The 25,455-nt window shown below is 69.8% G+C and carries 21 protein-coding genes and 1 tRNA gene; 17 read left to right on the top strand and 5 right to left on the bottom strand.

Annotated features, from left to right (window positions below):
* Positions 1-496: 496 nt before the first annotated feature.
* The 6 genes from ACGFU6_RS17050 to ACGFU6_RS17025 all read left to right on the top strand — a co-directional run bounded on the left by ACGFU6_RS17050 (position 497) and on the right by ACGFU6_RS17025 (position 5,439).
* A complete protein-coding gene (locus ACGFU6_RS17050; RefSeq protein ID WP_393611566.1) occupies positions 497-979 on the top strand; it encodes a hypothetical protein in 483 nt (160 codons plus the stop codon).
* 161 nt (positions 980-1,140) lie between these two features.
* Positions 1,141-1,740 carry a hypothetical protein gene (locus tag ACGFU6_RS17045; protein WP_393611565.1) on the top strand — a complete coding sequence of 200 codons (600 nt, stop codon included), beginning with the start codon at positions 1,141-1,143 and terminating at the stop codon, positions 1,738-1,740.
* A gap of 360 nt (positions 1,741-2,100) precedes the next feature.
* Complete coding sequence (locus tag ACGFU6_RS17040) at positions 2,101-2,499, top strand: hypothetical protein (RefSeq protein WP_393611563.1); 399 nt, start codon at positions 2,101-2,103, stop codon at positions 2,497-2,499.
* Between the two features lie 149 nt (positions 2,500-2,648).
* Positions 2,649-2,978: a hypothetical protein gene (locus tag ACGFU6_RS17035; protein WP_393611562.1), complete on the top strand. Its 330-nt coding sequence runs from the start codon at positions 2,649-2,651 to the stop codon at positions 2,976-2,978.
* Positions 2,979-3,850: 872 nt separating this feature from the next.
* Positions 3,851-4,837, top strand: coding sequence for a linear amide C-N hydrolase (locus ACGFU6_RS17030; protein WP_393611560.1), 987 nt, complete (start codon positions 3,851-3,853; stop codon positions 4,835-4,837).
* A gap of 131 nt (positions 4,838-4,968) precedes the next feature.
* Positions 4,969-5,439 carry a HEAT repeat domain-containing protein gene (locus ACGFU6_RS17025; RefSeq protein ID WP_393611558.1) on the top strand — a complete coding sequence of 157 codons (471 nt, stop codon included), beginning with the start codon at positions 4,969-4,971 and terminating at the stop codon, positions 5,437-5,439.
* Between the two features lie 72 nt (positions 5,440-5,511).
* Here the strand turns inward: ACGFU6_RS17025 and ACGFU6_RS17020 are convergent, their stop codons facing one another.
* The 3 genes from ACGFU6_RS17020 to ACGFU6_RS17010 are packed head-to-tail and all read right to left on the bottom strand — an operon-like array spanning position 5,512 to position 11,043.
* Positions 5,512-6,828: an MFS transporter gene (locus ACGFU6_RS17020; RefSeq protein ID WP_393611556.1), complete on the bottom strand. Its 1,317-nt coding sequence runs from the start codon at positions 6,826-6,828 to the stop codon at positions 5,512-5,514.
* On the bottom strand, positions 6,818-9,937 hold the full coding sequence (locus ACGFU6_RS17015; protein WP_393611555.1) for a DUF6271 family protein: 3,120 nt from the start codon (positions 9,935-9,937) through the stop codon (positions 6,818-6,820). Before ACGFU6_RS17015 ends, ACGFU6_RS17020 begins: the two co-directional genes overlap by 11 nt.
* On the bottom strand, positions 9,919-11,043 hold the full coding sequence (locus ACGFU6_RS17010) for a phytanoyl-CoA dioxygenase family protein (RefSeq protein WP_393611554.1): 1,125 nt from the start codon (positions 11,041-11,043) through the stop codon (positions 9,919-9,921). The genes ACGFU6_RS17015 and ACGFU6_RS17010 overlap by 19 nt, the downstream gene beginning before the upstream one ends.
* Before the next feature lie 535 nt (positions 11,044-11,578).
* Here ACGFU6_RS17010 and ACGFU6_RS17005 point away from each other — a divergent pair.
* From ACGFU6_RS17005 to ACGFU6_RS16995, 3 genes are all read left to right on the top strand, one after another.
* The gene (locus tag ACGFU6_RS17005) at positions 11,579-12,436 is read left to right on the top strand and encodes an aminoacyl--tRNA ligase-related protein (RefSeq protein WP_393611552.1); all 858 of its coding nucleotides are present in this window, start codon (positions 11,579-11,581) and stop codon (positions 12,434-12,436) included.
* A gap of 95 nt (positions 12,437-12,531) precedes the next feature.
* Complete coding sequence (locus ACGFU6_RS17000) at positions 12,532-12,804, top strand: acyl carrier protein (protein WP_393611550.1); 273 nt, start codon at positions 12,532-12,534, stop codon at positions 12,802-12,804.
* A gap of 10 nt (positions 12,805-12,814) precedes the next feature.
* Positions 12,815-13,447, top strand: a complete 633-nt coding sequence (locus ACGFU6_RS16995; RefSeq protein WP_393611549.1) for a 4'-phosphopantetheinyl transferase family protein — start codon at positions 12,815-12,817, stop codon at positions 13,445-13,447.
* Positions 13,448-13,624: 177 nt separating this feature from the next.
* On the opposite strand, the gene ACGFU6_RS16990 is transcribed toward ACGFU6_RS16995, so the two are convergent.
* Positions 13,625-14,038 carry a hypothetical protein gene (locus ACGFU6_RS16990; RefSeq protein ID WP_393611548.1) on the bottom strand — a complete coding sequence of 138 codons (414 nt, stop codon included), beginning with the start codon at positions 14,036-14,038 and terminating at the stop codon, positions 13,625-13,627.
* Positions 14,039-14,321: 283 nt separating this feature from the next.
* Between ACGFU6_RS16990 and ACGFU6_RS16985 the strand changes: the two genes are divergently transcribed.
* Positions 14,322-15,692: a cellulase family glycosylhydrolase gene (locus ACGFU6_RS16985; protein ID WP_393611547.1), complete on the top strand. Its 1,371-nt coding sequence runs from the start codon at positions 14,322-14,324 to the stop codon at positions 15,690-15,692.
* A 164-nt stretch (positions 15,693-15,856) separates the two neighbouring features.
* Here ACGFU6_RS16985 and ACGFU6_RS16980 read toward each other — a convergent pair.
* A tRNA-Arg gene (locus ACGFU6_RS16980) sits at positions 15,857-15,928 on the bottom strand.
* A 218-nt stretch (positions 15,929-16,146) separates the two neighbouring features.
* Here ACGFU6_RS16980 and ACGFU6_RS16975 point away from each other — a divergent pair.
* The 7 genes from ACGFU6_RS16975 to rho all read left to right on the top strand — a co-directional run bounded on the left by ACGFU6_RS16975 (position 16,147) and on the right by rho (position 25,374).
* Positions 16,147-16,581 (top strand): response regulator, encoded by a 435-nt coding sequence (locus ACGFU6_RS16975; protein ID WP_393611545.1) that lies wholly within the window; start codon positions 16,147-16,149, stop codon positions 16,579-16,581.
* 55 nt (positions 16,582-16,636) lie between these two features.
* Positions 16,637-17,728 carry an ArgS-related anticodon-binding protein NrtL gene (gene nrtL / locus ACGFU6_RS16970; RefSeq protein ID WP_393611543.1) on the top strand — a complete coding sequence of 364 codons (1,092 nt, stop codon included), beginning with the start codon at positions 16,637-16,639 and terminating at the stop codon, positions 17,726-17,728.
* Between the two features lie 21 nt (positions 17,729-17,749).
* Positions 17,750-19,141, top strand: coding sequence for a diaminopimelate decarboxylase (gene lysA, locus ACGFU6_RS16965; protein ID WP_393611541.1), 1,392 nt, complete (start codon positions 17,750-17,752; stop codon positions 19,139-19,141).
* A gap of 122 nt (positions 19,142-19,263) precedes the next feature.
* Complete coding sequence (locus ACGFU6_RS16960; RefSeq protein WP_393611540.1) at positions 19,264-20,619, top strand: homoserine dehydrogenase; 1,356 nt, start codon at positions 19,264-19,266, stop codon at positions 20,617-20,619.
* 6 nt (positions 20,620-20,625) lie between these two features.
* Positions 20,626-21,696: a threonine synthase gene (gene thrC, locus ACGFU6_RS16955; protein ID WP_123523523.1), complete on the top strand. Its 1,071-nt coding sequence runs from the start codon at positions 20,626-20,628 to the stop codon at positions 21,694-21,696.
* A gap of 311 nt (positions 21,697-22,007) precedes the next feature.
* Positions 22,008-22,925: a homoserine kinase gene (gene thrB / locus ACGFU6_RS16950; protein ID WP_390087373.1), complete on the top strand. Its 918-nt coding sequence runs from the start codon at positions 22,008-22,010 to the stop codon at positions 22,923-22,925.
* Between the two features lie 391 nt (positions 22,926-23,316).
* Positions 23,317-25,374, top strand: coding sequence for a transcription termination factor Rho (rho, locus tag ACGFU6_RS16945; protein ID WP_393611538.1), 2,058 nt, complete (start codon positions 23,317-23,319; stop codon positions 25,372-25,374).
* Positions 25,375-25,455: the final 81 nt, after the last annotated feature.

The following is a 25,455-nucleotide window of genomic DNA, read 5'->3' as shown; positions in this document are numbered from 1 at the left end:
GCACCGAACTCCATGACGCCTTCGTCTCAATCGCCTGCAGCCTCATCTGCTACCGCCGCCTCAAGAAGACCCGACCATGATCGTGTTACGAGCTCATAGGGACACTTACCGAGGATGCCCAAGCGGAGCTGTCCACTCTGCTGGCAGCATTGGATACACGCTTTGTGCATGCGTCGGTACCGGACGATGCTAGCGAGCTCCGCCCGTGGATGACCCCTTCCTCGGGTGAAGAGCCCCACGGATTCTGGCTGCGCAAGCCTCGTAGCTATCCCTGGTAGGCCGGAGTCCGTGGCTTCACTGTCACCAGCCTGTCAGGAGTTCGGCGTTGTCGGTGGCATTGGAGCCTTGTAGTGGGCCGTGCTGGACGACTTGTGGGAGCGGATCGAGCCGCTGCCACTTTTCAGGTAGCGTCGGTGCTGGCTTTGACTGGAGACCTCTGCCTGACCCGCAGGTGCTGACGAGATGAAGGCATTCATTGAGAAGTTGAGGGGCAGTCATGAACGCCACCGAGCTTATCGCCTCATTTATTGCAACTGGGCGACTCTATGGGGTTGGCATCGGCTCTACACTCATGAACCTTCAGCGGGAGATTGACTGTAGCTTCGTGGATGTTTTCGCTGGGGCGGGCGATTCAATGAGACGTGACTACGGTTTCATTGAATTCTATTTTAATTCCGGTCAGGATTGGGTTGTGTCGGGGGGTGGAATCGAGCTTCACAGGCTGGCAGCCCGCAGTGACTTGGTGGTTCGGTGGCGCGCTGCTACGTGCGACGAGTTTCCCCAATATCTTACGTGGGATGAATTGCGTGACGAGCTTTGGCGACTGCCGAAGCCTCCCGTCCTTAAGGTTATCGATCAAGGTGATTTCCTCGAGTACCGCGCGCCTGCATCGAAGGTATCCGTTCTGGTCAATAATGATCATGAGCAACGCGACGAATGCCTTGGGCATGGAGACGTATGGGGCGTCAGCCTAGGCTGAACGGAACCCTGTTGGTCCCTTGCCCTGCCCTGATGCAGCCGGTTTGCTGCCTGCCGCAGGTCCGCGAGTACGCCCCCACCTGCTCGAGGATCGACCGCCCTCCGAACCGGGATACTCCGCACCCTCGGTGCGGAGTCTGCGGACAAGGAAAGATGAGTGCCGTGAATGACACTGTGGCGGTCGCCCTGATCACGTCCCTGTCCACGTTGAGCGCCGCGGGGCTCGCAGGTGCCGCTTCGGCCTGGGTGACCGGCCGGCAGTTACGTCACCAGAGTGTCCTGGCCCGCGAGGAGCGGGCCGAGCGGCGAGCGATCGACCATCGGGAGATGCGCCGGGAGGCGTACGAGAAGTTCCTGTCCCAGGCTGACGCGGCCTACCGCGTCCTGGACGAGGGATGGTTCGCGCTTCCGCTCCCGGAGTCGCGCCGCTGGGAAGCGGGATTCGCTGCGCGCAGGGCTCTGGATGAGGCGCACATCCGGGTTCGGCTGGTGGGGCCGGACGATGTCGCGGAGCGGGGAGCCGAAGTTCTCCGGGGCATAGGTGACGAGTTCCGACTGCACGCGCGCATCGTGAACGACAGCCCGGACGCGGGTGACAGTGCCGCCGAACTCGAACCTTCAGCCCGCTCAGCGGCGATACGTGCCCGGGTCTCCGGCAGCGCGGGGTTCGTTGCCGTGGCCCGGCGGGCACTGGATAGCGAGTTGCCAACCACGCCCCGGACGGGCCCCGGCTCAGCGGGGCGGGCTCACGGCATCACGTGATCAAAGCGGACGTCCCTGGAACCCTGCGAGCCCTGTGCCCTGCTCGCCGCGCAACGTGCGGGTCCGGTCTCTGGCCGCCTGCGGATGATCAACCGGCTTCGCGACGTGCTGCCGTCATCTTGCCCGCCCTGGGGCGGTTCTTTGGCCACTCGTCCCACAAGGGTGCGCTGGTTGTACCTGCCCGCCCACAGTGGAGGCGGGCTGCCTTGTCTCCGCGGCTGGCTCGGCAGGGCCTTCCTCAGGTTGCACAACTGACCAGCTTGCACGCCGGACCCGCCAGGCTGGAAAGAGATCATGGCTGACCCACTGGCCATTATTTGACGTTGCTCTCAGGAAGCCTGCCGTGGCAGCCTGCGATGCATGTCCGAGGGCAGGGGTGTTGTGGCACGAAATCCACGTGGCAAGTACTTTTCGGCAGAGTTCGTCACGCCCGACCCTCAGGAGATCGTCAATGCGCTCGGAGTTGAGCCGGAAGCCACTGGAGAGACTCAGAGAATCATAAACCTCGCCGATGTCACGGGCGAAGACTTGATCTTTTCGTACGACGCGGTCGGACAGTCGGTGGCTGTGCGCTGGTGTGCGCCGTCCGGAAAAGTGATTCTGAATCTTTTCAGAGAAGGGGCGAGACTGCTCCGTGTCGAGGAGTGGAACGGCAGGACTCAACTCGTTGTGAAATTTGAAACCGGAGACACTGTAGGGGAGTTCAGATTGCAAGTATTCCCAGAGGTTTCTATCGCTGAAACATCGTTACTGTCCTGACGCTCGTCCAGTCAAGGGCATTCTTCGCTCCTCCGCCGGCGTGGGGTGTGAGTGCGCTGTGGGTGGTAGGTGGGGTGTATACGGAGCACAAAAGCCAGGCAGGTCGCGTGCCCGCGTCCGTACCCACGCCAAAATGGAGCGCAAGGCGCATGGAAACCAAGTATTTCGTCGAGTTTCTCCGAGACCTTCTGAGTGCTGACGAAGCGGCTCGTGTCGAAGCGAGCGACCGTGTTCAAGACTTTGCGGATCTTCTTTCCGTCACCCAGGCCAGGTTGGTAGGGGACTTGGTTGCCATGCTGGTCCCGCACGAGAAGTCTCGAGTGACTCTGGAGGCCCTCCTGCACGCACTGAGTGATCTCGACGGATGCGGGAAGCTCGATGGCGTCGATCTCGCACCCCTGAGGGAAATCCCGGAATCTTCGATTCGGGTGGAACATCGCGAGTACATGGAGGAGTTCACCCGGCGTACTGCGGAGTAGTAGTACGCCGTTCCTGACCAGATGGGTGACATGATTACGTATAACGACCTATCTCCTTATGTTTACACCAATGAAAGCATTCCTCGTGGCGCGAGGCCACTGAATATAGGGTGGCTCGGGGGAGGCGTTGCGTTCCCGAAGGGAGACGTTCCGGATGAATTTCTCGGAGCCTTCATTCTGCTCGCCCGAGACCATTCTTCTGCAAGGATGCGTGGTTTTCACGCCTGCTCTTTGCCTCACAGTAGTGGTCAGCCCCCGTATCCCTGCCGAACGGAAATTGATGGAGTCAGGGTTTCGCTGGGATCTGCGGAAGTGCGCGTCTATGCTGTAGGTGGAGAATTGTTGATTGCGCCGGATCTCACTTATCATTACGTTGAGGATCACAAATATCGACCACCTCGGAACTTCATTGAGGCCGTCCTGGCGCGGCGAACTCATCTCGAATAGGGGGATATCTCTGGCCTGCGCGGGTGTCTCGGCCCGGACGGCATCCGCACGCATACCGTGGGGCTCATAGGCGTCAGGTTGATACCCGAACAAGCCCGGATCCGGCGAGGTTGCGGCCGGTTCCAGGGCCCGCTCGGCGGCTTCGCCGTCGACCTGTACCCGTACCCCGCTATCCAGCTCGACCAGGACTGGCCAGAGTACGGAGTCAGCAGGATGGCCCTCTTGGTGCCGCAGGACTTCGCAGGTGGGCTGTCCGGCGCGTGCCGCGAGCTTGACCGTTGGGCCGACAACGTGGTGAAGCCCCTGGCGCAACCGGAATCGGCAGGACGATTTGCATGCAATTCGCCATAATGGCACGTGAACGGTTATGGCTTCTGCCCACTACGGGTCGGTTCGGATCTCTGACGGCCGGAAAGCGAGAACGTATGTGTACGCGGGCACTCTGGGCTGATGCGGGCGGGGCGGTTCTTGCCGGGCGCAACATGGACTGGATGGAGGGGATGGCGACGAACCTCTGGGCGTTTCCGCGTGGCATGTCCCGTGAAGACGGTCTCGACGGGACGCTTACCTGGGCCTCTGTGTACGGCAGTGTGGTCGCCGGTGCACATGATCTGATGACCGTGGACGGGGTGAACGAAGCCGGTCTCGCGGCGCATCAGCTGTTCCTTCCGGAGTCTGACTACGGCGAGCGGGATGAGAGCAGGCCGGCGTTGAGTGTGGCGGTCTGGATGCAGTACGTACTGGACAACTTCGCGACCGTCGCCGAGGCGGCCGCCTGGATCGAGAGCTCTCAGCTGCAAGTGGTCGCGCAGACCGACCCGTCGAGCGGGAAGGCGGTGACGCTGCACATGGCGCTGGATGACCGGTCGGGCGACTCGGCGATCGTCGAGTACCTGGACGGGACGCCGCGGGTGCATCATGACCGGGCCTACACGGTGGTCACCAACTCGCCTCCGTTCGAGGAGCAGCTTGCTCGCCTGCGCACGGTCGAGGGCTTGGGCGGAAGTGATCCTCTGCCGGGTGGGACTGATCCCTCGGACCGCTTTGCGCGCGCGGCGTACTACTTGTCCAGGCTCCCGCAGCCCGCAGGCACCACCGAGGCCGTCGCGTCACTGCTGAGCGTGATGCGCAACGCCGCTCAGCCCTTCCGTGTGGCCGACCCCGACAAGCCCTACGCCTCGCAGACCATTTGGCGCACCCTCGTGGACCTGACCAACGGCATCTATGTCTATGAGTCGACGTCACGGCCCAACATCGTCTGGGTCCGTATGTCCGGACTCGATCTCTCGGAGGGTGCGCCCGCGCTGAAGCTCGATCTGGCCGGCGACACCGGCCTCGAAGGCGGACTCGTCGGAGATGTCACCGGCAGCTTCACCCAGGCACCGCCGATGTCCTTCCTGCCGGCGCGGTAGGACCGGCTGTCCGAACGGGCCCCGGTGTCTGCTCCTGGCCACCCGCCCGGGTGGAGGAGGACGGGCTTCACCGCCCTGACCCCGTTACTTATCCCTGAGCCCAGGCGGCCACCGTCTCCTATGCTCTGACCGTGGACGGATACCAGCGTCTGACGGCATTGGTCGAATCGGCCTGGGAGGAGCTGAACGGCTCGGATGCGGGCCGGCGGGACCTCTGCCTTGATGGCGTCGGCGACGTGCTGGAGACGGGCCGCCTGACGCCGGATGACGCCGAGCGGGTCGTCGAACGCCTCGTCACTGTCGCGCTTTCTGATGAGGGCTACCCGGTGCGGGAGTCCGCCCTGCACGCAGCCTGCACCGCCTCCACGCACTACGAACTTCCCTACCGGGCGGTGGAGCCGCTCGCGGTCGGTGCGGATGGCTTCGAACCTCTGCTCCTGGACTACGTCCTGGCAATCCTCGGTTCGACTCACGACCGGGCGGCACTGCCGATCGTCGAGCGGTTCCTTCACCACCCCCACCCCGCGGTCCGCAGAGAGGCGGTGAACGAACTGCGCTGGAGTCAGGGTCAGGGCCAGGAACCAACCGGGACGGCCCAGTAGCTCCGGGGCTCGGTCGTGAGGCAACTGCATTGGCTGTCGAGGGCTCCCGGCCTCCGCAGCGCCCCGCCGCCCTCACACAGGCCCGGCAGGCCCGACCGCCGGCACCTCCTCCGCCGTGATCGGCGACTCCAGCGCCTCGGCCTTCCCCGGCTCCCGGCCCAGGCGGCGGATGGCGGGCACGCTCAGCATGGCGGCCAGGCACACCACCGAGACGGCCGAGGAGAAGAGCAGTACGCGGTCCGCGCCGAAGGCCTCGGACGCGGGGCCGGCCAGGGCCCTGCCCAGCGGGATGGCCATGATGGACCCGGCGACGTCGTAGGCGTACACCCGGCTCAGCACGGCGAGCGGGATGTGGGACTGCACACTGGTCGCCCACATCACCCCCCAGAAGGCGAACCCGCAACCGGCCAGGACCCCGGTGAGCATGGTGGCGGTGAAGGACCAGCCCAGGGCCGGGGCCAGGGGGTTGAGGGCGAAGCAGAACATCGCGCAGGCTCCCGCGACGAGTGGGCGGGTGGGCCGTACCCGCATGCCGAGCAGGCCGCCGACGATCGTTCCGGCGCCGTCGGCGGAGGCGATCCAGCCGTAGCCGTCCGCCCCGTGCTGCTCGGTGAGCAGGGCGGCGCCCAGCGGCAGGGCCGGCCCGAAGACGAACAGGCCGTAGATCGCCCAGACGACGATCACGCCCCACAGCCAGGAGCGGGAGCGGAACTCCTGCCAGCCCGCCTTCAGGCGGTGCAGCACCGGGTCGTCGCCCTCCTCCCGGACGACGCTGAGCCTGCGCAGCGGCAGGAGGACCAGCGCGCTGAGACCGTAGGCCGCCGCGATCACGAAGTAGGAGCCCGCCACCTGCCAGTAGCCGACCAGCAGACCGGCCAGGCCGGGGCCGACCAGCGCGCTCATCGCCTCGGATATCCGCAGCAGCGCGTTGGCCCGCTGGATGTCCGGCGCGACCTGCGGAACCATGCTGGCCACACCGGGCTGGAACATGGCGGTCGCGGCGCCGCTGAGCGCCATCAGGGCCATGATCTGCCACAGGCGCACCTCGGTCGTGAGGAGCAGCGCCGCGAGGGTGAGCATGGCCAGCATCCGCACCAGGTCGGCGCCGACCATCATCACCTGCGGGGTGAACCGGTCCGCGAGCACGCCGCCGAACAGCACGAGCAGGGCGATCGGTGCCATCCACGCGGCCAGCGCGTATCCCACACCGCCGGCGCCGTATCCGGCCCCCAGCACGGCCGTGGTCAGCGAGACCATCAGCATGCCGTCGGCGAGCAGCGAGGCGCTGCGGGCGGTGAAGAACAGCCGGAAGGAACCCGACTTCCAGGGGCTGGGGAGCGGAGCGGAATCCGGGGACTCCGGCCGGTCCAGCACTTCGTCAGTGGTCATCTCGCGTCGGCCGGTGACGGCCGTTCCCTTCCATGAGGATCCGTTGCCGGAGCCATGCGGTGCTTTCGCCCGGAGTGGCCGGCGAATCGTGAACGATGACGTATCGCGCGGGCGCCAGGAGTCCCGAATGGCCGGGGCCGGGCGCGGAGATCACGTCCATCAGCGCGGTGTGGGCCCCGTCCGGGGTGAGTGGCGCGCCGCCGGACGCGATGAAGGCGGTCAGGCCGCCTCCGGGGGAATCGCCGACCGGCTCGGGTCCGGAGACGTCGTCCGTCGTGACGTGTACGGGCAGGCCGCCCAGTGCCTCGCTCAGGGCGCCCGCCACCGCGGTCGGTGATGTCCAGCAGCCGTCCACCCGCAGCCAGTCGCCTGCGCGCACGGCCGGCCGTATCCCGGTGACCTCCGTCAGTGCGGCCAGCGGTACGTCCTCGTACGCGACCACCTCCAGCAGCTTCACCAGACCGGTGAGGAAGGTCTCCGCCTCCTCCGGGGAGAACAGTGCGGGGTCGGCCCACATCCCGAGGTGCAGCAGTGGTTCCGTCCGGTAGGCGAAGCACAGCAGACGGGTCGGGAGCACCTGCACCGGGCCCCAGTGCAGGTCGAGTTCGGCGTCCCGCGCGTCCCGGGCGTGACGGGTGTCCCGGTCGGTGGCGGGAGCGCGGGTGTCGGTGAGGACGCTCACGTCGTTGAAGACCACGTCGCGCGCGAAGTGGCTGCCCCGTTCGAAGGTGGTCTCCTCGATCGCCTCCCACAGGCGGACCGAGTCGAACTGGCTGTGGCGGTAGGCCCCGAGCGCCGCTCCCCACGCCTTGCGCAGCACCGCGTCGAAGGAGGGTCCCCGCACGTCGAGGGAGAGCAGCGCGTCCTGCGACAGGGTGTTCACCGAGCGGGCGAGCCCCGGGCGCGACCGGTTGGACAGTGGGGCGGCGGCGACGCACGTGGACTGGCCGGAGCGGTGCGCGACGAGCGTGCACCACGCCGTCAGCAGCACGGTGGGGGAGGGACTGCCGGTGCGCTTGGCCGCCTGCGCGAGTGCCCGTGCGCCCCGCAGCGAGCGCAGGGTGAGCTGCGGCTGCTGCCCGTCGGTGCGGACGGCCCTCGGTTCGGCGAACATCTCCTGCGGCCCGGTGCCGATGATCTGCTTCCAGTACCGAAGTGACGCCTCCGACCTGCGGAGTCCGGCCGGTGTCGCCTCCTCGGCGGCGAGATCGAGCGGGGTGAGCGCCTCCACCGGCGGCAGCCCGGCGCCGTCCAGCAGCGCGAGCCACTCCTCGCGCAGTACGGCGAGGGCGCTGCCGTCGGTCACCGCGTGGCTGGAGGACAGGGTGACGAAGGCCGGTGCTCCGCGCAGGCTGAGCAGGGTGATGCGGAGCGGGAAGTCCCGGTCCAGCCGGAACCGCCCGGCACGGGCCTGCCGGGCGACCGTCTCGGCGTAGTGCGCGGGGTCCGCGCCCAACTCCTCGTGGTCCAGGACGCGTACGGTGAAATCGCCTTCCTCGGCGACGACTTGCGTTCGGGACGTACCGGCGGCCGGCTCGGGGAAGGTGGTGCGCAGCGCTTCGTGGCGTACCACCAGTTCGCGCAGCGCGTCGAGCACCTGCTCCGGTGCGGTGCCCACGGGCACCGGCCAGACGTCGTGGTTGTTGATGTGCAGGGGCTCGTCCCGCAGGATGCAGCGGATCATGTTCGCCTGCCCCATCGTGACGGGGCCCCGGCGCCTCTCGCCGCCCGCGTAGGCGACGGTGACCGTACGTTCCTGCCCCGGCCGAGGCGTACCGCTCCGGGCGCCGGTGCCGGTGCCGGTGCCGCTGCCGAGGCCGGCGCGTCCGGCGGCCCGTACCAGGGGTTCCCAGGCGTCGATCAGCAGGGCGAAGTCCTCCATGTCCGCCCTGGCCGCGTCCAGGAGCGGCTCGCGGCGCGCGGCGAGGGCCTCCGCGACCGCCGTGTACCGGCCGCCCAGCGCACGGTAGGAGCGCTCGATGACGTCGAACCGTTCGGCGTTCCCCGCCGGGTCGAGCCGTGTGCTGTCCCGGACCAGCGCGGCGACGGCGTCGGGACGGACCCGGCCCGCCTGGTCCAGCAGTGTGTCGCCGGCCGCCGCCGCTGCCGCGTACACGGCGTTGAAGTACGGCGTCGACAGCAGGAACTTCGCCAGCCGCACCTGGTAGGCGACGAAGCCGGCATCCGAACGGCGTTCACCGGTGTGGTAGTTGACGATGTGCCGGTTGTGCAGCACGCCGGGGAGGCGGGCGTCGTGGACCAGGTGGATGAGGAAGTAGTCGCTGCCGATGGTGTCGGTGGCGGGCGGCAGCGGAACCGCCCCGTAGACCCGGCTGTCGAAGCCGATGTTGCACATGTCGACGCGGGTCGGCGCGACCCTGGTGAGAGTGGTGAGGTCGGCGGCGAACGGGGTCGTCCCGGCACCGCGGAAGGACTCCTCGATCAGGTTCCGCCGCCAGATCTCCGGATATCCCTCCGGCACCGACAGCCCGACCAGCTCGTGGTGCACGGCCGGGTCGAGCCGGCGGATCTCCTCGACGTCCACGGACATCTCGCCGATGAAGGAGCCCCCCACCATGGCCACCGGCCGGTGCGCGTGAGCGGGGTCGAGCCGGCTGCGCGACACCAGGTCCGTGACGTCGGCGGCCCGCCGCCCCAGGGAGGTCAGTTCCTGGTGGAGGGGGAAGACCGGCTCGCCGTCCAGGCTCTGGTACCGGCTGTCGGAGTCCCGGCGGTGCACCGATTCGCAGCCGAGCGCCTCCGCGATCAGGAAGGCCCGGTTGGTGCAGGCGCCGTACGACACGCGGTCGGGCAGCATCAGGTCGAGCACCCGGTCCGGGTCGGCGACGCCGGACGCGGTGGCCACCTCCCGCAGGAAGGCCCGCTGCCGGGCCTCGTCGAGGTGGTGGACGACCACGCCGGGTTCCCGGGGCAGGGCCGAGACGGCCGCCCGGTGCCCGGTGAGTGCCGGGGCGTCGGACGAGTCCAGGATCAGCAGGTGCACCTCGACGCCGAAGTGCCGGGCGCCGTGGGCCGCCTCCGCGGCGACCGCGGCGATCGTCTCGGCGCAGGGCCGGTTGGTCGGGAGGGTCAGGCAGACGCGGCGCACGACGGCTCCTCGCTCCGTCCGCCGGCGGGCTGCTCCTGGTTCTGGCCCTGGCCGTGGCCCTGCTCCTGGTCCGCGTCGTTCCACGAGGTGAGGCCGAGCAGCCGGCTGCCGAGCCCGTCGAGCGTGGCGGTGGGGTAGCGCTTGGACTCGTGCTGGGTGAGATCGCCGACCAGGGTGCGGTTCCAGCGCGGGGTGCGCAGGTGCCGCCAGGACTCGACGCGTGAGCGCCGCAGCCTCTCGTGCTCCTCCAGCGCGGGCATCATGGACAGGTACTGGACCGCCCGGACGCCGTCGCGCGAGGTGTTGCGGGCCACGCCGTGGGCGAGCAGGCCGTTCCAGATCAACAGGTCACCGGGGTGCAGGTCGGGCCGCACGACCGGGAACTCGGAGCGGTCCACCGAAGGGCGGATGGGGTCCCGGTCCGCGGGCTGGCCGATCTTCCAGTCCTCGAACCGCCGGAACAGCTCGGGGCCGCACTGGAAGCCGCCCGTCTCCGGGCTGGTGTCGTTGAGCGCGATGATGCCCTGCACCCGCTGCGGCGGGACGCCCAGCGTGGTGTCGATGTCCCAGTGCAGCTCGATGTCGAAGCCCCGGTCGGTGGCGTCGATGAGAGCGCGGTCCCGGTTCCCGACGTTGGGCGGGTTGAGGTTGAGCCGGTCCAGGGTGACCCACAGCTCCTCGCAGTCCCACACGTCGACGAAGGCGTCGTACACCCGCTGGGCCTGGCGGTTGTCCCACAGCAACTGGTGGTGGTACGCCTCGACGAAGCCGTAGACGTGCAGCTGGCGGTCCAGTTGGGAACGGAACGGGCGGTCCTCGTACCAGCTGTCCGGGCGGTCCGGGTCGAGGCCCTGGAAGTCCCACGTGAAGTCGAGCAGTTGACGGGCCGTCTCAGCGGGGACCGCCTCGCGGACGACGACGTAGCCATAGGTCTGCCAGTGGGCGAAGTCCTCCTCGGACAGCACCCGCAGCGGCCGCGACTTGCTCAGTTCCCGAAGGGTGGTCTGGGCGAGGTAGGACTCGCCGTCGGCGCTGAAGTAGGGACGGTCGGAAGCCGCCCGGTGCAACCGGGGACGGCGGGAGCCTTGCGGGGTGTTGGGTATCACTCTGACCTTCTGGGCAGGGGGACTCGGGCGGCCCGGCGGTCGCCCGGGGTCCGGTTGGCAGGCGCCGGAGGAAGGGCGCGCGGGAGGCGTGAGAAGGGCATGGCGGACACGGACTCCTTCTCGGCCGGGGGGCAGCGCGCCGCTGTCCGCGGAGAGTGCGAACGGCAGGATCGGGGGCGGTCACTCCGGCGGATCGGTGGAGATCCCGCGATCAGCACAGTGGTCCAGACCATTACCCCTGTCAAGCGACGCGCCGGTACGGGTGCGCGGGTCGTTGTCGACGCCACGGGCAACGTGCCGGGTCGGCCAGGTGTTTCGTCATCTTTGGTCTAGACAAATTACGGCGTCCCGCCCTAAGGTCCCTACGTGGCATGGCTCCTGACGGAGCCTCCGTCGGCGCATCCCGTGCGGTCCGTCGAAATGGCCACCTTCACAAGGAACTTCACTCCGCCACGATCAGCGGTTTGGAACGTTCCGCCCCGCCGATGGACCATCTCCTCGGCTCTCTTCGCCACGCTCAGAGGGAGCGGTCTGCATGAGCACAACCGACACCACGAAGCCGTCGGGTATCACCCTGAAGAGCCCGGGACCCGGACTGGTCCCGCTGGACCCGGTCCACACCGCCCTGCTGCACGGACTGGACGCCCTGCTGACAGGCCTGGCGGCCAGGCTCTCGGCACCGGAGGTGGTGGGCCCGCCCCTGCTCTCGGCGGAGGGCCTGTCCCGGCTGGACTACTTCCGCAACTTCCCCCATCTCGGTGTCGCCGCAGGCCGCTTCGCCCCGGACGCCTTCGACGGGCTGGCCGGCGGTCAGCAGCCGGGCGGCCTGCCGCTGGAGCCCACCGGCCACCTCCTGCCCTCCGCCACCTGCTACGGGCTTCTCCTCTCCCTGGAGGGGCAGGACATCGGCGCGGACGGGCTGAGGCTCTCGGCGACCGGCCGCTGCTACCGCAACGAGACCCACTACGACGGGCTGCGACGGCTCTGGGGCTTCCACATGCGCGAGGTGCTCTACCTCGGCACCCAGGACGGGGCATCCGAACACCTGGACCGGGGAGCGGAGTTCATCCGTGAGGCCGCCGCCCTGCTCGGCCTGGAGCTGACCCGGGCCGCAGCCGACGACCCGTTCTACGACAAGGGCGGATCCCGCGCCCGGCTGATGATGCTGGACCCGGTCAAGCACGAGTTCAGCGCCCCGGACGGCACCGCGATCGCCTCGGTCAACCGGCACCGCAACTTCTTCGGTGAGCGGCTCGGCATCCGCGCGGGCTCCCAGGAACCCGTCTACAGCTCCTGCGTGGCCTTCGGCGTCGAGCGCTGGGTCCACGCGATGGTCCTCGCCCACGGAACCCCCGAGCTGGCCCTCGACCGGCTCCGCCGCGCCGGCGACTGAGCGCCTTCCGCTTCGCCCCCTCGGCTTCGGGCCGGCCCGGCTCCGGGCCGCCCCGGCTCCGACAACACCCGTACGACAAGGAACGGTTCCCCACCATGGACAGCATCACCGCGTGGCTCCACGAGAAGAACCCCGGCCTCACCGGCACCGTCGCCCCGGACGAGGACCTGATCGAGGCGCGCCTCATCGACTCCATGGACTTCCTGGAGTTCATCGACCTGCTGGAGGAGCTGTCCGGCAACAGCATCGACCTCCAGGAAGTCACCATCGACGACTTCCGCACCCTCGACCGCATACAGCGGACCTTCCTGGCCCCGCCCGTCCCCTCGGCGGCCTCCGGGGCAGCCGCAGGCGCGGCGTCCGGATGAGCGCCCGCCGTTGAGCAGCCCCCAGCCGGTCCCCGGTCACGTGGTGGCCGCGGTGGCCACCACGGCGGAGGTCCTGGCCCACCCGGAGCTGGACGCGGACATGCTCGCCCCCTGGGAGCAACGGCGCCTGACCCGGATACGGGTGCCGGCCCGCCGCGACGACGTGGTGGCGGCGCGACTCCTGCTGCGCCTGTGCGCCTCGCGCTTCACCGGCCGCGCCCCGGACGCCCACGAGCTCGTCCAGTTCTGCCCCGAGTGCCGGCAGGACGAGCACGGCCGCCCCTCGCTCCGGGACAGCCCCCGCACCGGCGTCAGCATGAGCCATGCCCACGGCCTGGTCGCGGCGGCGGCCGGCCCCGGCGCCGTGGGCATCGACGTGGAGCCCGCCACCCGCCGGCCCGGCCCGATGGCGGTGCTGCGGCGGGTGCTGCCCGAGGCCGAGCTGAGGGCGGCGGCCGCCGCGCAGGACCCGGGACCCGAGCTGCTCCGGGCCTGGGTGCGCCGGGAGGCCCTGCTGAAGGCGGGCGGCGCCGTTCTCCCGCTGCTGGAATGGGAGGACCCCGGCCGCGGTGCCACGGCCGCGGTGGCGAGCGCCGCACCGGTCGACGTCCTGCCCGGGATCACGGCGCCCGGCTGTCGGTGAGCGGCGCCTGATCTGGGCCCGGCCACCGGTGGGCCTCAACCGCTCAGGACGCCCTCGGCCCATCGGCTACGTACGCTACGGCGGCCCGCACGAACCCTGTTGGGGCTGTGCGGGCCGCCTTTGCGTTGAGCGTTCCGCCCGCTCGGTCCGGCCACCGGGGCGTCGGCCGGCCGACGGTCAGCCGATCTGCCCCCATGCCGCTGGGAAGTCCGGCGGCCAGGGCGCTTGTGGGTCGTACAACGACTGCCGCTCGCCCATCAGCTCGTACTCCGCCTCCCGCCAGGAAGGCCTGCCGCTGCGAACGAAGCTGCCGCCGTCCTGCTCCAGCACCCAGGTGCGGGGGGCGTCCTCCTCCGGAATGCCGTGCCGCTCGCTCAGCACGCCGAACTCGGCCTCGTTCGCCGCCCGGACGTAAAGCCCGTTCCTGTAGAGGGGCTTGAGGAACATCAGCGTGACATGGCCGAAGTACACCTCGACCCTCGTCGTGGTCCGGTCCACCAAAGTGGCCTCACTGGTGAGAAAGAGCTGCCGGTGCGAGGGATTGAACCCGCTGACCCTGAAGAGCCGCCCCTCCCGGCGGAAATCTGTCACGCCCACCATCACCTCACTCATCGCGCCCCGGCTCTCCGTCGGAGTACCTGAAGCGTTCCGGTCCGACCGGCAGGGCCTTGCCCTTGTCGTTGATCATCTTGATACCAGACGCGACCGGCCCGTGGCCCGCCGCCGTCGGATTCGCCCCGCCGGTCACCGAACGCCGGAATCCGCGGCGGTCGAATGCCTTCTGCGCATCGGCGTTCCGGTGTACGGTCTCGGGCCAACGGGGGAGTGGGAGCGCTCCCATATCGGTTGTCCGCTTCGAACGAGGAGGAACACCTTGAAGCGTCTACTCGCCTTACTGGCGACCTGCGCGACGGTCCTGGGCCTCACGGCACTGGCCACCCCTCAGGCGGCGGTGGCCGCGACCGGCTGTCAGGTCGACTACACCGTCACCCAGACATGGCAGGGCGGCTTCCAGGCCGCGGTGAAGGTCACCAACCTGGGCGCCCCCGTCGCCGGCTGGAAGCTCGGATTCGCCATGCCGGACACGGGGCAGCGGGTCGCGCAGGGCTGGAACGCCACCTGGTCGCAGACCGGCTCCGCCGTCACCGCCACAGCCCCGGACTGGAACGCCGCGCTGGCCACCGGCGCGGCGGCCGACCTCGGCTTCACGGGCTCTTTCGCCGGCGCCAACCCGGCCCCCTCGGCGTTCACGCTCAACGGCGTCACCTGCACGGGCTCCACCGGAGAGCCCCCGGTCGTGGACGACGGCACCCCCGTGGGGGTCAACGGACAGCTTCACGTCTGCGGAGTGAACCTGTGCAACCAGTACGACCGCCCCGTACAGCTGCGGGGCATGAGTACGCACGGCATCCAGTGGTTCAGCCAGTGCTACAACGCCGCCTCGATGGACGCGTTGGCCCATGACTGGAAGGCGGACCTCCTGCGTATCGCCATGTACGTGCAGGAGGACGGCTACGAGACCGACCCGGCGGGCTTCACGGACCGCGTGAACGGCCTCGTCGACATGGCCGAGGCCCGGGACATGTACGCCCTGATCGACTTTCACACCCTGACGCCGGGCGATCCGAACTACAACCTCGACCGGGCCAAGACGTTCTTCGCGTCCGTCGCCGCCCGCAACGCCGACAAGGCGAACGTGATCTACGAGATCGCCAACGAGCCCAACGGCGTGAGCTGGGCGGCCATCAAGAGCTACGCCGAACAGGTCATCCCGGTCATCCGGGCCGCCGACCCGGACGCCGTGATCGTGGTCGGTACCCGTGGCTGGTCCTCGCTGGGAGTCTCCGACGGCTCCGGCGAGAGCGAGGTCATCAACAACCCGGTCAACGCCACCAACATCATGTACGCGTTCCACTTCTACGCCGCGAGCCACAAGGACAACTACCGCGCGGCAGTGAGCCGGGCCGCCGCGCGACTGCCACTGTTCGTGACCGAGTTCGGCACGGTCAGCGCCACCGGCGGCGGAGCGATGGACCGGGCGAGCACCGCGGCCTGGCTGGACCTGCTCGATCAGCTGAAGATCAGCTACGCGAACTGGACCTACTCCGACGCTCAGGAGAGCAGTGCCGCGCTACGGCCGGGTACGTGCGACGGCACCGACTACAGCACCAGCGGCGTACTGACCGAGTCCGGAGCACTGCTCAAGGACCGGATCAGCACTCCGGACCACTTCCCCACCGGCTGACCCCTCCGGCGGGTGGCGGTGACCAGGCCGCGAGCCCCTCTCGCCGCTCGTCCGTGAGCGGTGACACGCAACGACGAAGGGCCGGACCCGGTGAGACTGGGTCCGGCCCTTCGTACGTGGCACTTCGCCTGGCCAGCGGGTTGATCACGCTGTCCGGAATGAAGTGCCCCCGGCAGGATTCGAACCTGCGCACCCGGCTCCGGAGGCCGATGCTCTATCCCCTGAGCTACGGGGGCGTATCGCGGTGTTGCTCTGCGACGGGTGAAACACTACCAGCTTCCGCCCGGTGCCCGTGAACAGGTATTTCCGAGCCGTCGCGGAGGTGTCGCGGAGGTCCCGCGAGCCCCGCCGGCCCCGTCGCACACACATCCGGCCAACCTGCGCCGCCATCCGTCCGGGGACGGAAGTGGGCAAAACCCGGACGCAGCCACTCCGGCCCGCCTACTCTCGAAGGGTGTCAGGGGCGTCCGGCCGCGTGCTTGTTGTCGACGACAACAAGGTCATCCGGCAGTTGATCAGGGTCAATCTCGAGCTTGAGGGCTTCGAGGTCGTGACCGCGGCCGATGGTGTCGAGTGTCTGGATCTGGTGCATCGGGTCAGTCCCGATGTGATCACGCTCGATGTCGTCATGCCCCGGCTGGACGGTCTGCAGACGGCCACCAGACTGCGCTCCGATCCACGGACGCGGAATCTGCCCGTCGCGATCATCAGCGCCTGCACGCCGTACGAGGTGGACAACGGTGTCGCCGCGGGCGTCGACGCGTTCCTCGCGAAGCCCTTCGAGCCGAGCGAGCTGGTGCGGGTGGTGCGGGAGTTGATGGAGCGCGGCCGGCCGTCGGCGCTCGACAGCAGGCAGGGCGCGGGGCGGGCGGAGCGCGCCGCAGGCTGACCGGATGGCGAAACCGGTTCGCGAAAGGCCCCCCTCCCTCCCATACGCTTGTCCCGTGACCCCCGCCGACCTCTCCTCGACCGTGCTGCACGCCGTGCGCCGCGCGGTCGACGAGGACGCCTTGCACGCGCCCGTGCCCGCGCGCGTGCGAGTGGAGAGGACGCGGCCGGGCGGCCGGGGCGACTACGCCAGCGCCGTCGCCCTCCAGCTGGCCGGGCCCGCCGCACTGCCCGCGCGCGAGGTGGCCGAGATCCTTCGGGAACGGATGGCCGGCACACCGGGGATCGGGCGGGTCGAGATCACCGGACCCGGCTTCCTGAACTTCACGCTCGACGCCCCCGCCGACGCCGCACTCGTGCGCCAGGTGCTGGACCAGGGGCTGCGCTACGGACACGGTGACGCGCTCGCCGGGACGCCGCTGCAATTCAGCCACGCCCACGAGGTCCGGGCCGCCGTCACCGCGGACGCGGTGCGCAGGCTCGTACGGTCGCAGGGCGCGCCCGTGCGCATCAGCTGCGACGAGGCCTCCGACCCGGACTGGGCGCGCCTCGGCATCGCCGTCGACGCCCACGGCCGGCCCCCCGTACCGCTGACGGAGATCCGGCCGGTCCCGGCCGGCGCCACCGCCGGCGAGCTGCTGGAGCGGCTCGGGCCCGACGCCACCCGCTGGGGGCTGCTCCGGCCGGCCGGTCACGACCGCGCCCGGCTCGGCGGCGAGCTCCTCGTCCAGGGCGAGGGCAACCCCCTCTTCCTGGTCCGCTACGCCCACTCCCGCGCCCAGGCGCTCACCCTCGGCGCCCAGCGGCTCGGGTTCACCAGCGACCCCGGTCAGGACGACCAGGCCTCCGACGCCGGCCGAGCCGCGTTCGACGAGCCCGAGGCGCTCGCCCTCCTCGCCGTCGTCACCGACCACCCCGCCGTTCTCGCCGCCGCGGCGCGCCACCGCGCACCCGACCGGCTCGCCCGGCACCTCGAAACGGTCGCGCACGCGTTCCTCGACCTCCACGACGCCGCGTCACCGCTCCCCGCCGGGGACGAGAAACCCTCGGCCGCCCACCGCACCCGGCTCGCCCTTGCCGAAGCCGCCGGGACGGTGCTCGCAGGCGGCCTGTCCCTGCTCGGCATCAGCGCGCCCCCGTACCTCTGAGAGACCCGAGAGAGCAACACGATGAGCCGATCCGCACACCCCGCCGGTCCCCGTCACGCCGACGTCATGACCGAGGGCCACTACTCCGCCCCGGCCGAGGACCTCAACGTCCTCGACGACAAGGTCTGGTCCCGCACCGTCACCCGTGACGAGAACGGCGCGCTGACCGTCGGCGGGATCGAAGTCGCCCGGCTGGCCGAGGAGTTCGGCACCCCGGCGTACTTCCTCGACGAGGCGGACTTCCGGGCCCGCTGCCGCGCCTGGTCCGACGCCTTCGGCCCCGGCGCCGACGTCTTCTACGCCGGCAAGGCCTTCCTCTCCCGCGCTGTCGTGCGCTGGCTGAAGGAGGAGGGGCTCAACCTCGACGTCTGCTCCGGCGGCGAGCTGACCACCGCGCTCGACGCCGGGATGCCCGCCGAGCGCATCGCCTTCCACGGCAACAACAAGACGGTCGACGAGATCGAGCGGGCCGTCACGGCGGGCGTCGGGCGGATCGTCCTCGACTCCTTCCAGGAGATCGTCCGCGTCTCCCACATCGCGCAGCGGCTCGGCCGTCGCCAGCCCGTGCAGATCCGGGTGACCGTCGGCGTCGAGGCCCACACCCACGAGTTCATCGCCACCGCGCACGAGGACCAGAAGTTCGGCATCGCGCTGGCCGGGGGACAGGCCGCCGAGGCCGTGCGCCGGGCGCTCACCCTCGACGGGCTGGAACTGATCGGCATCCACTCGCACATCGGCTCGCAGATCTTCGACATGGCCGGCTTCGAGGTCTCCGCCCGGCGCGTGGTGCAGCTGCTCGCCGAGGTGCGCGACGAGCACGGCGTCGAACTGCCCGAGATCGACCTCGGCGGCGGCCTCGGCATCGCGTACACCTCCGAGGACGACCCGCGCGAGCCGCACGAGATCGCCAAGGCGCTCGGTGACATCGTGACCCGCGAGTGCGAGGCCGCCGGGCTCGCCACCCCCCGGATCTCCGTCGAGCCGGGCCGCGCCATCGTCGGGCCGACCGCCTTCACGCTGTACGAGGTCGGCACGATCAAGCCCCTGGAGGGGCTGCGGACGTACGTCAGCGTGGACGGCGGCATGTCGGACAACATCCGCACCGCGCTGTACGACGCCGAGTACAGCGTCGCGCTCGTCTCGCGCACCTCGGACGCCGAGCCGATGCTCGTCCGGGTCGTCGGGAAGCACTGCGAGAGCGGCGACATCGTGGTCAAGGACGCCTTCCTGCCGTCCGACCTGGCCCCCGGCGACCTGATCGCGGTGCCCGCCACCGGCGCGTACTGCCGTTCCATGGCGAGCAACTACAACCACGCCCTGCGCCCGCCGGTCGTCGCCGTGCGCGACGGACAGGCGCGGGTCATCGTCCGCCGCGAGACGGAGGAAGATCTTCTGCGTCTGGATGTCGGCTGATGCCGTATTTCCCGGGGCACCCCGGTCCCACGTAAACATCTCAGGATCCGGACGGGTGGCGGGAACGCCCGTCCGGTGAGTGAGACTGGTCCATACATCAGATGTAAAGGAAACGAGGTCGGATGATGCGTACGCGTCCGCTGAAGGTGGCGCTGCTGGGCTGTGGAGTGGTCGGCTCAGAGGTGGCGCGCATCATGACGACGCACGCCGACGACCTCGCCGCGCGCATCGGCGCGCCGGTGGAGCTCGCCGGTGTCGCCGTGCGCCGGCCCTCCAAGGTGCGCGAGGGCATCGACCCCGCACTGATCACCACCGACGCGACGGCCCTGGTCAAACGGGGCGACATCGACGTCGTCATCGAGGTCATCGGTGGCATCGAGCCCGCCCGCACGCTCATCACCACCGCCTTCGAGCACGGCGCGAGCGTCGTCTCGGCCAACAAGGCGCTGCTCGCCGAGGACGGCGCCGCCCTGCACGCCGCCGCCGGGCAGCACGGCCGGGACCTCTACTACGAGGCCGCCGTCGCAGGCGCCATCCCGCTGGTGCGGCCGCTGCGCGAGTCCCTCGCCGGCGACAAGGTCAACCGGGTCCTCGGCATCGTCAACGGCACCACGAACTTCATCCTCGACAAGATGGACACCAGCGGCGCCGGGTACTCCGAGGCGCTCGACGAGGCCACCGCGCTCGGATACGCCGAGGCCGACCCGACGGCCGACGTCGAGGGCTTCGACGCCGCCGCGAAGGCCGCGATCCTCGCCGGAATCGCCTTCCACACCCGGGTGAAGATCGGTGACGTGCACCGCGAGGGCATCACCGAGGTCACCGCCGCCGACATCGCCTCCGCCCGCCGCATGGGCTGCACCGTCAAGCTCCTCGCGATCTGCGAGCGCGCCGCCGACGGGCAGTCGGTCACGGCCCGCGTGCACCCCGCGATGATCCCCCTCAGCCACCCGCTGGCCTCCGTCCGCGAGGCGTACAACGCGGTGTTCGTCGAGGCCGAGGCCGCCGGGCAGCTGATGTTCTACGGCCCCGGCGCCGGTGGCGCGCCGACCGCCTCCGCGGTCCTCGGCGACCTCGTCGCGGTCTGCCGCAACAAGCTCAACGAGGCCCCCGGCCCCGGTGAGTCCGCGTACACGCGTCTGCCGGTCAGCGCCATGGGCGAGGTCGTCACGCGGTACCACATCAGTCTCGACGTGGCCGACAAGCCTGGCGTGCTCGCCCAGGTCGCGACGGTCTTCGCCGAACAGGGCGTATCCATCGATACGGTCCGCCAGAAAGGCCGAAATCCAGGCAGCGGCGACGAAGTCGGTATCGAGCAGGGTGGCGGCGGGCGACGGGTGGGCAAGAGCGGCGAGGCTTCGCTCGTCGTCGTCACCCACCGCGCGCCCGACGCCGCCCTCTCCGGGACCGTCGAGGCGCTGCGCAACCTCGACACCGTGCGCGGTGTCGCCAGCATCATGCGTGTTGAAGGGGAGTAAGGACCCATGACCACCAAGGGCACCCACCAGTGGCGCGGCATCATCGAGGAGTACCGGGACCGTCTCCCGGTCACGAGCACGACGCCGGTCGTCACGCTCCGTGAGGGCGGTACGCCGCTCGTACCCGCTCAGGTCCTCTCCGAGCGCACGGGCTGCGAGGTGCACCTCAAGGTCGAGGGCGCCAACCCCACCGGTTCCTTCAAGGACCGGGGTATGACGATGGCCATCACCCGGGCCAAGGAGGAGGGCGCGCAGGCCGTCATCTGCGCCTCCACCGGCAACACCTCCGCCTCCGCCGCCGCGTACGCGGTCCGCGCGGGCATGGTCTGCGCCGTCCTCGTACCGCAGGGCAAGATCGCGCTCGGCAAGATGGGCCAGGCGCTCGTGCACGGCGCCAAGATCCTCCAGGTCGACGGCAACTTCGACGACTGCCTCACGCTGGCCCGCTCGCTCTCGGACAACTACCCGGTGGCGCTGGTCAATTCGGTCAACCCGGTCCGTATCGAGGGCCAGAAGACCGCCGCGTTCGAGATCGTCGACGCGCTCGGCGACGCCCCGGACATCCACGTCCTGCCGGTCGGCAACGCGGGCAACATCACCGCGTACTGGAAGGGCTACACCGAGTACGCCGGGGACGGCCTGTCCACGCACAAGCCGCGGATGTGGGGCTTCCAGGCCTCCGGCTCCGCGCCCATCGTGCGCGGCGAGATCGTCAAGGACCCGTCGACCATCGCCACCGCCATCCGGATCGGCAACCCGGCCTCCTGGCAGTTCGCGCTCAACGCGCGGGACGAGTCGGGCGGCTTCATCGATGAGGTGACGGACCGGCAGATCCTGTCCGCCTACCGGCTGTTGGCCTCCCAGGAGGGCGTCTTCGTGGAGCCCGCGTCGGCCGCGTCGGTCGCCGGTCTGCTCAAGGCCGCCGAAGAGGGCAAGGTCGACCGGGGCCAGCGGATCGTCTGCACGGTCACCGGCAACGGCCTGAAGGACCCGGACTGGGCCGTCGCCGGCGCCCCCCAGCCCGTCACGGTCCCGGTCGACGCGGCCGCCGCCGCGGAGAAGCTGGGCCTCGCGTAGTACGCACCGCGCGCTCGCGTCCCGGGGGCCCGGCCCCCGGGACGCGACCGTGACGACGGATCGTCAGAAAGACAGCTCAACCGCCCTTCCCGGGACGGAGAGCGCACCGGAGGGGTGCGACACGCATCGTGCGCCTCCTGTGCGCCCTATGTCGCCACAGAACCTTCCTTCGATAAGCTGTACCCAATCAGCCCCGCCGTATATGCCGGGGTGTACGGGCCGCTGCGGTTCCCCCATGAAGAATCCCCGGAATCCCATAATCCGCAGCTCCTCGAATTCCCCGCCGCCTCACAAGGAGAGTCGTCAGAGCGATGGCCGGTCCCGCCTTCCGAGCCGCCGCCGTACGGGTGCGCGTCCCCGCCACCAGCGCCAATCTGGGTCCGGGCTTCGACGCCCTCGGCCTGTCGCTGGGGCTCTATGACGACGTCGTCGTCCGCGTCGCCGACGCCGGGCTGCACATCGACATCGCCGGTGAGGGCGCGGACACGCTGCCCCGCGACGAGAACCACCTGCTCGTACGGTCCCTGCGCACCGCCTTCGACCTGCTCGGCGGACAGCCCCGCGGCCTGGAGATCGTCTGCGCCAACCGCATCCCGCACGGCCGGGGCCTCGGCTCCTCCTCCGCCGCCATCTGCGCCGGCATCGTCGCCGCCCGCGCCGTCACGACCGGCGGTGACGCCCGGCTCGACGACGCCGCCCTGCTGGAGCTCGCCACCGAGATCGAGGGGCACCCGGACAATGTCGCGGCCTGTCTTCTCGGCGGGTTCACGCTCGCCTGGATGGACGGCGGATCTGCCCGTGCCATTAGAATGGACCCTGCGGATTCCATCGTTCCGGTGGTTTTCGTCCCCGGCAACCCGGTGCTCACCGAGACCGCCCGCGGACTTCTGCCGCGCACCGTCCCGCATGTCGACGCCGCCTTCAACGCGGGCCGTGCGGCCCTGCTCGTCGAGGCCCTGACCAGGCGCCCCGAGCTGCTGCTCACCGCGACCGAGGACCGGCTGCACCAGGAATACCGCTCCCCGGCGATGCCGCAGAGCGTGGAACTCGTCAACCGACTGCGTGCGGACGGCGTCCCCGCGGTCATCTCCGGTGCCGGGCCGACCGTGCTGGCACTGGCCGAGGACGGTGCGGCCGACAAGGTCGCACGGCTGGCGGGCGAGGGATGGGCGGCCAACCGGCTGACTCTCGACGCCCCGGGTGCGAGTGTGCTGCCGCTCGCCCCGTAGCCGAGAAGTGATTGCCGGTGCGTGAGAGGGGGAATGTTTGTTGGAGCCGGTAGTGTTAACCTCAAGTCTGCAATCGACGTCTATGTGGCGCGTTGCTTCGTGTCCCTTTCCGGGACCACCATTTCTTCCGGGAGCCTCCCCAACTGCCTGAGCAGCCTGCCTGAGCAGTTTCGAGCACGCTCCGGAACCGGCACGACACCCTCTCGCTCGTCCAGGAGTGGGCCGAGCAGGGGGATGCTCGCGCCGGGCCCATGCACACGTTCATCTCTCCGCCGTACCTACCCGGCGGACCACCGCCCCGGCACGGTCCGCACAACCAAAGACCGCAGTCGGACAGCACAACCGGTCGCCGAGCCAGAAGGCCGACGTCCGCTCCAGGGAAGGACCCTTCGTGAGCGACACCACCGATCTGATGGGCGTGACTGCCGACAAGAGCGTCGACAGCGCCGCGCCTGCCGAAGGTGCTGCCACTGGCACCACCGCACGGCGCCGCCGCTCCGGCACCGGCCTTGACGGCATGGTCCTGGCCGAGCTGCAGCAGGTCGCGTCCGGCCTCGGTATCAAGGGCACTGCGCGGATGCGCAAGAGCCAGCTGATCGAGGTCATCAAGGAGACCCAGGCCGGCTCCTCCTCCGCGCCCAAGGCCAAGGCCGCAGCGGCCCCCGCCGACGAGGCCGGGACCAAGCCGAAGCGCCGGGCCACCTCCAAGGCGCGCACCGGCGCCGAGGACGAGGCGCCGGCCGCCGCGGCCGCAGACAAGGCCGCAGCCCAGCAGCAGATCGACATCCCCGGTCAGCCGGCCAGCGACGAGCAGCCCGCGGGTGAGCGCCGCCGGCGCCGCGCGACCGCTTCCGCGGGCAGCCCGGAGACCAAGGCGGAGCCCAAGGCGCAGGCCAAGGACCGTACGCAGGACGAGCCGAAGCGCGAGACGCCGGCCGAGGACCGCTCCGACTCCAAGGCCGAGGCCGCGGCGGACAACGCCGAGGGCCGCCGGGGCGAGCGTGGTGAGCGCGGTCAGCGCGGCGAGCGTGGTGACCGAGGTGACCGTCGCGAGCGCCAGCGCGACCGCCGGGGCAAGGGCGGCGACGAGCAGGGCGGTGGCCAGGGCGGCCAGCGTCAGCGCCAGGGCCAGGGGCAGGGGCAGAACCAGGGCCAGGGCCAGAACCAGGGCCAGCAGGGTGGCGGCGGACCGCAGGACGACTTCGACGACGAGGGCGGCCGTCGTGGCCGGCGCGGCCGTTACCGCGACCGCCGCGGCCGTCGTGGCCGTGACGACTTCGCCAGTGACGCACCGCCGGTCACCGACGACGACGTCCTGATCCCCGTCGCGGGCATCCTGGACATCCTCGACAACTACGCGTTCATCCGGACCTCCGGCTACCTGCCGGGCCCGAACGACGTGTACGTGTCGCTCGCCCAGGTCCGCAAGAACGGCCTGCGCAAGGGTGACCACGTCACCGGTGCGGTGCGCCAGCCCAAGGACGGCGAGCGCCGCGAGAAGTTCAACGCGCTGGTCCGCCTCGACACGGTCAACGGCATGGCGCCCGAAACCGGCCGGGGCCGCCCGGAGTTCCAGAAGCTGACGCCGCTGTACCCGCAGGACCGGCTCCGTCTGGAGACCGACTCCAACGTCCTGACGACGCGCATCGTCGACCTGGTCGCCCCCATCGGCAAGGGCCAGCGAGGCCTGATCGTGGCCCCGCCGAAGACCGGTAAGACCATGATCCTCCAGGCGATCGCCAACGCGATCACGGTCAACAGCCCCGAGTGCCACCTGATGGTCGTCCTGGTCGACGAGCGTCCGGAAGAGGTCACCGACATGCAGCGGTCGGTGAAGGGCGAGGTCATCTCCTCGACCTTCGACCGTCCCGCCGAGGACCACACCACCGTCGCCGAGCTGGCCATCGAGCGCGCCAAGCGTCTCGTCGAGCTGGGTCACGACGTGGTCGTCCTGCTGGACTCGATCACCCGTCTGGGACGCGCGTACAACCTCGCCGCCCCGGCCTCCGGCCGCATCCTGTCCGGTGGTGTCGACTCGACCGCGCTGTACCCGCCGAAGCGCTTCTTCGGTGCGGCGCGCAACATCGAGGACGGCGGCTCGCTGACCATCCTGGCCACCGCGCTCGTCGAGACCGGCTCGCGCATGGACGAGGTGATCTTCGAGGAGTTCAAGGGCACCGGCAACATGGAGCTCAAGCTCGACCGCAAGCTCTCCGACAAGCGCATCTTCCCGGCGGTGGACGTCGACGCGTCCAGCACCCGTAAGGAAGAAATCCTGCTCGGCAGCGACGAGTTGGCGATTACCTGGAAGCTCCGCCGGGTGCTCCACGCGCTCGACCAGCAGCAGGCGATCGAGCTCCTCCTGGACCGGATGAAGAAGACCCAGTCCAACGCGGAGTTCCTGCTCCAGATCCAGAAGACGACGCCGGCCCCGGGCAACAACGACTAGTCGTAGCCGCCCGGCAGCCGTACACAGGGCCGCCCCCGCCACTTCGGTGCCGGGGGCGGCCCTGTGCCGTACGCCGTGACC

It is taken from the genome of Streptomyces sp. NPDC048462, assembly GCF_043200175.1.
GTDB lineage: Bacteria > Actinomycetota > Actinomycetes > Streptomycetales > Streptomycetaceae > Streptomyces.
This window is presented reverse-complemented; position numbering and strand designations above follow the sequence as displayed.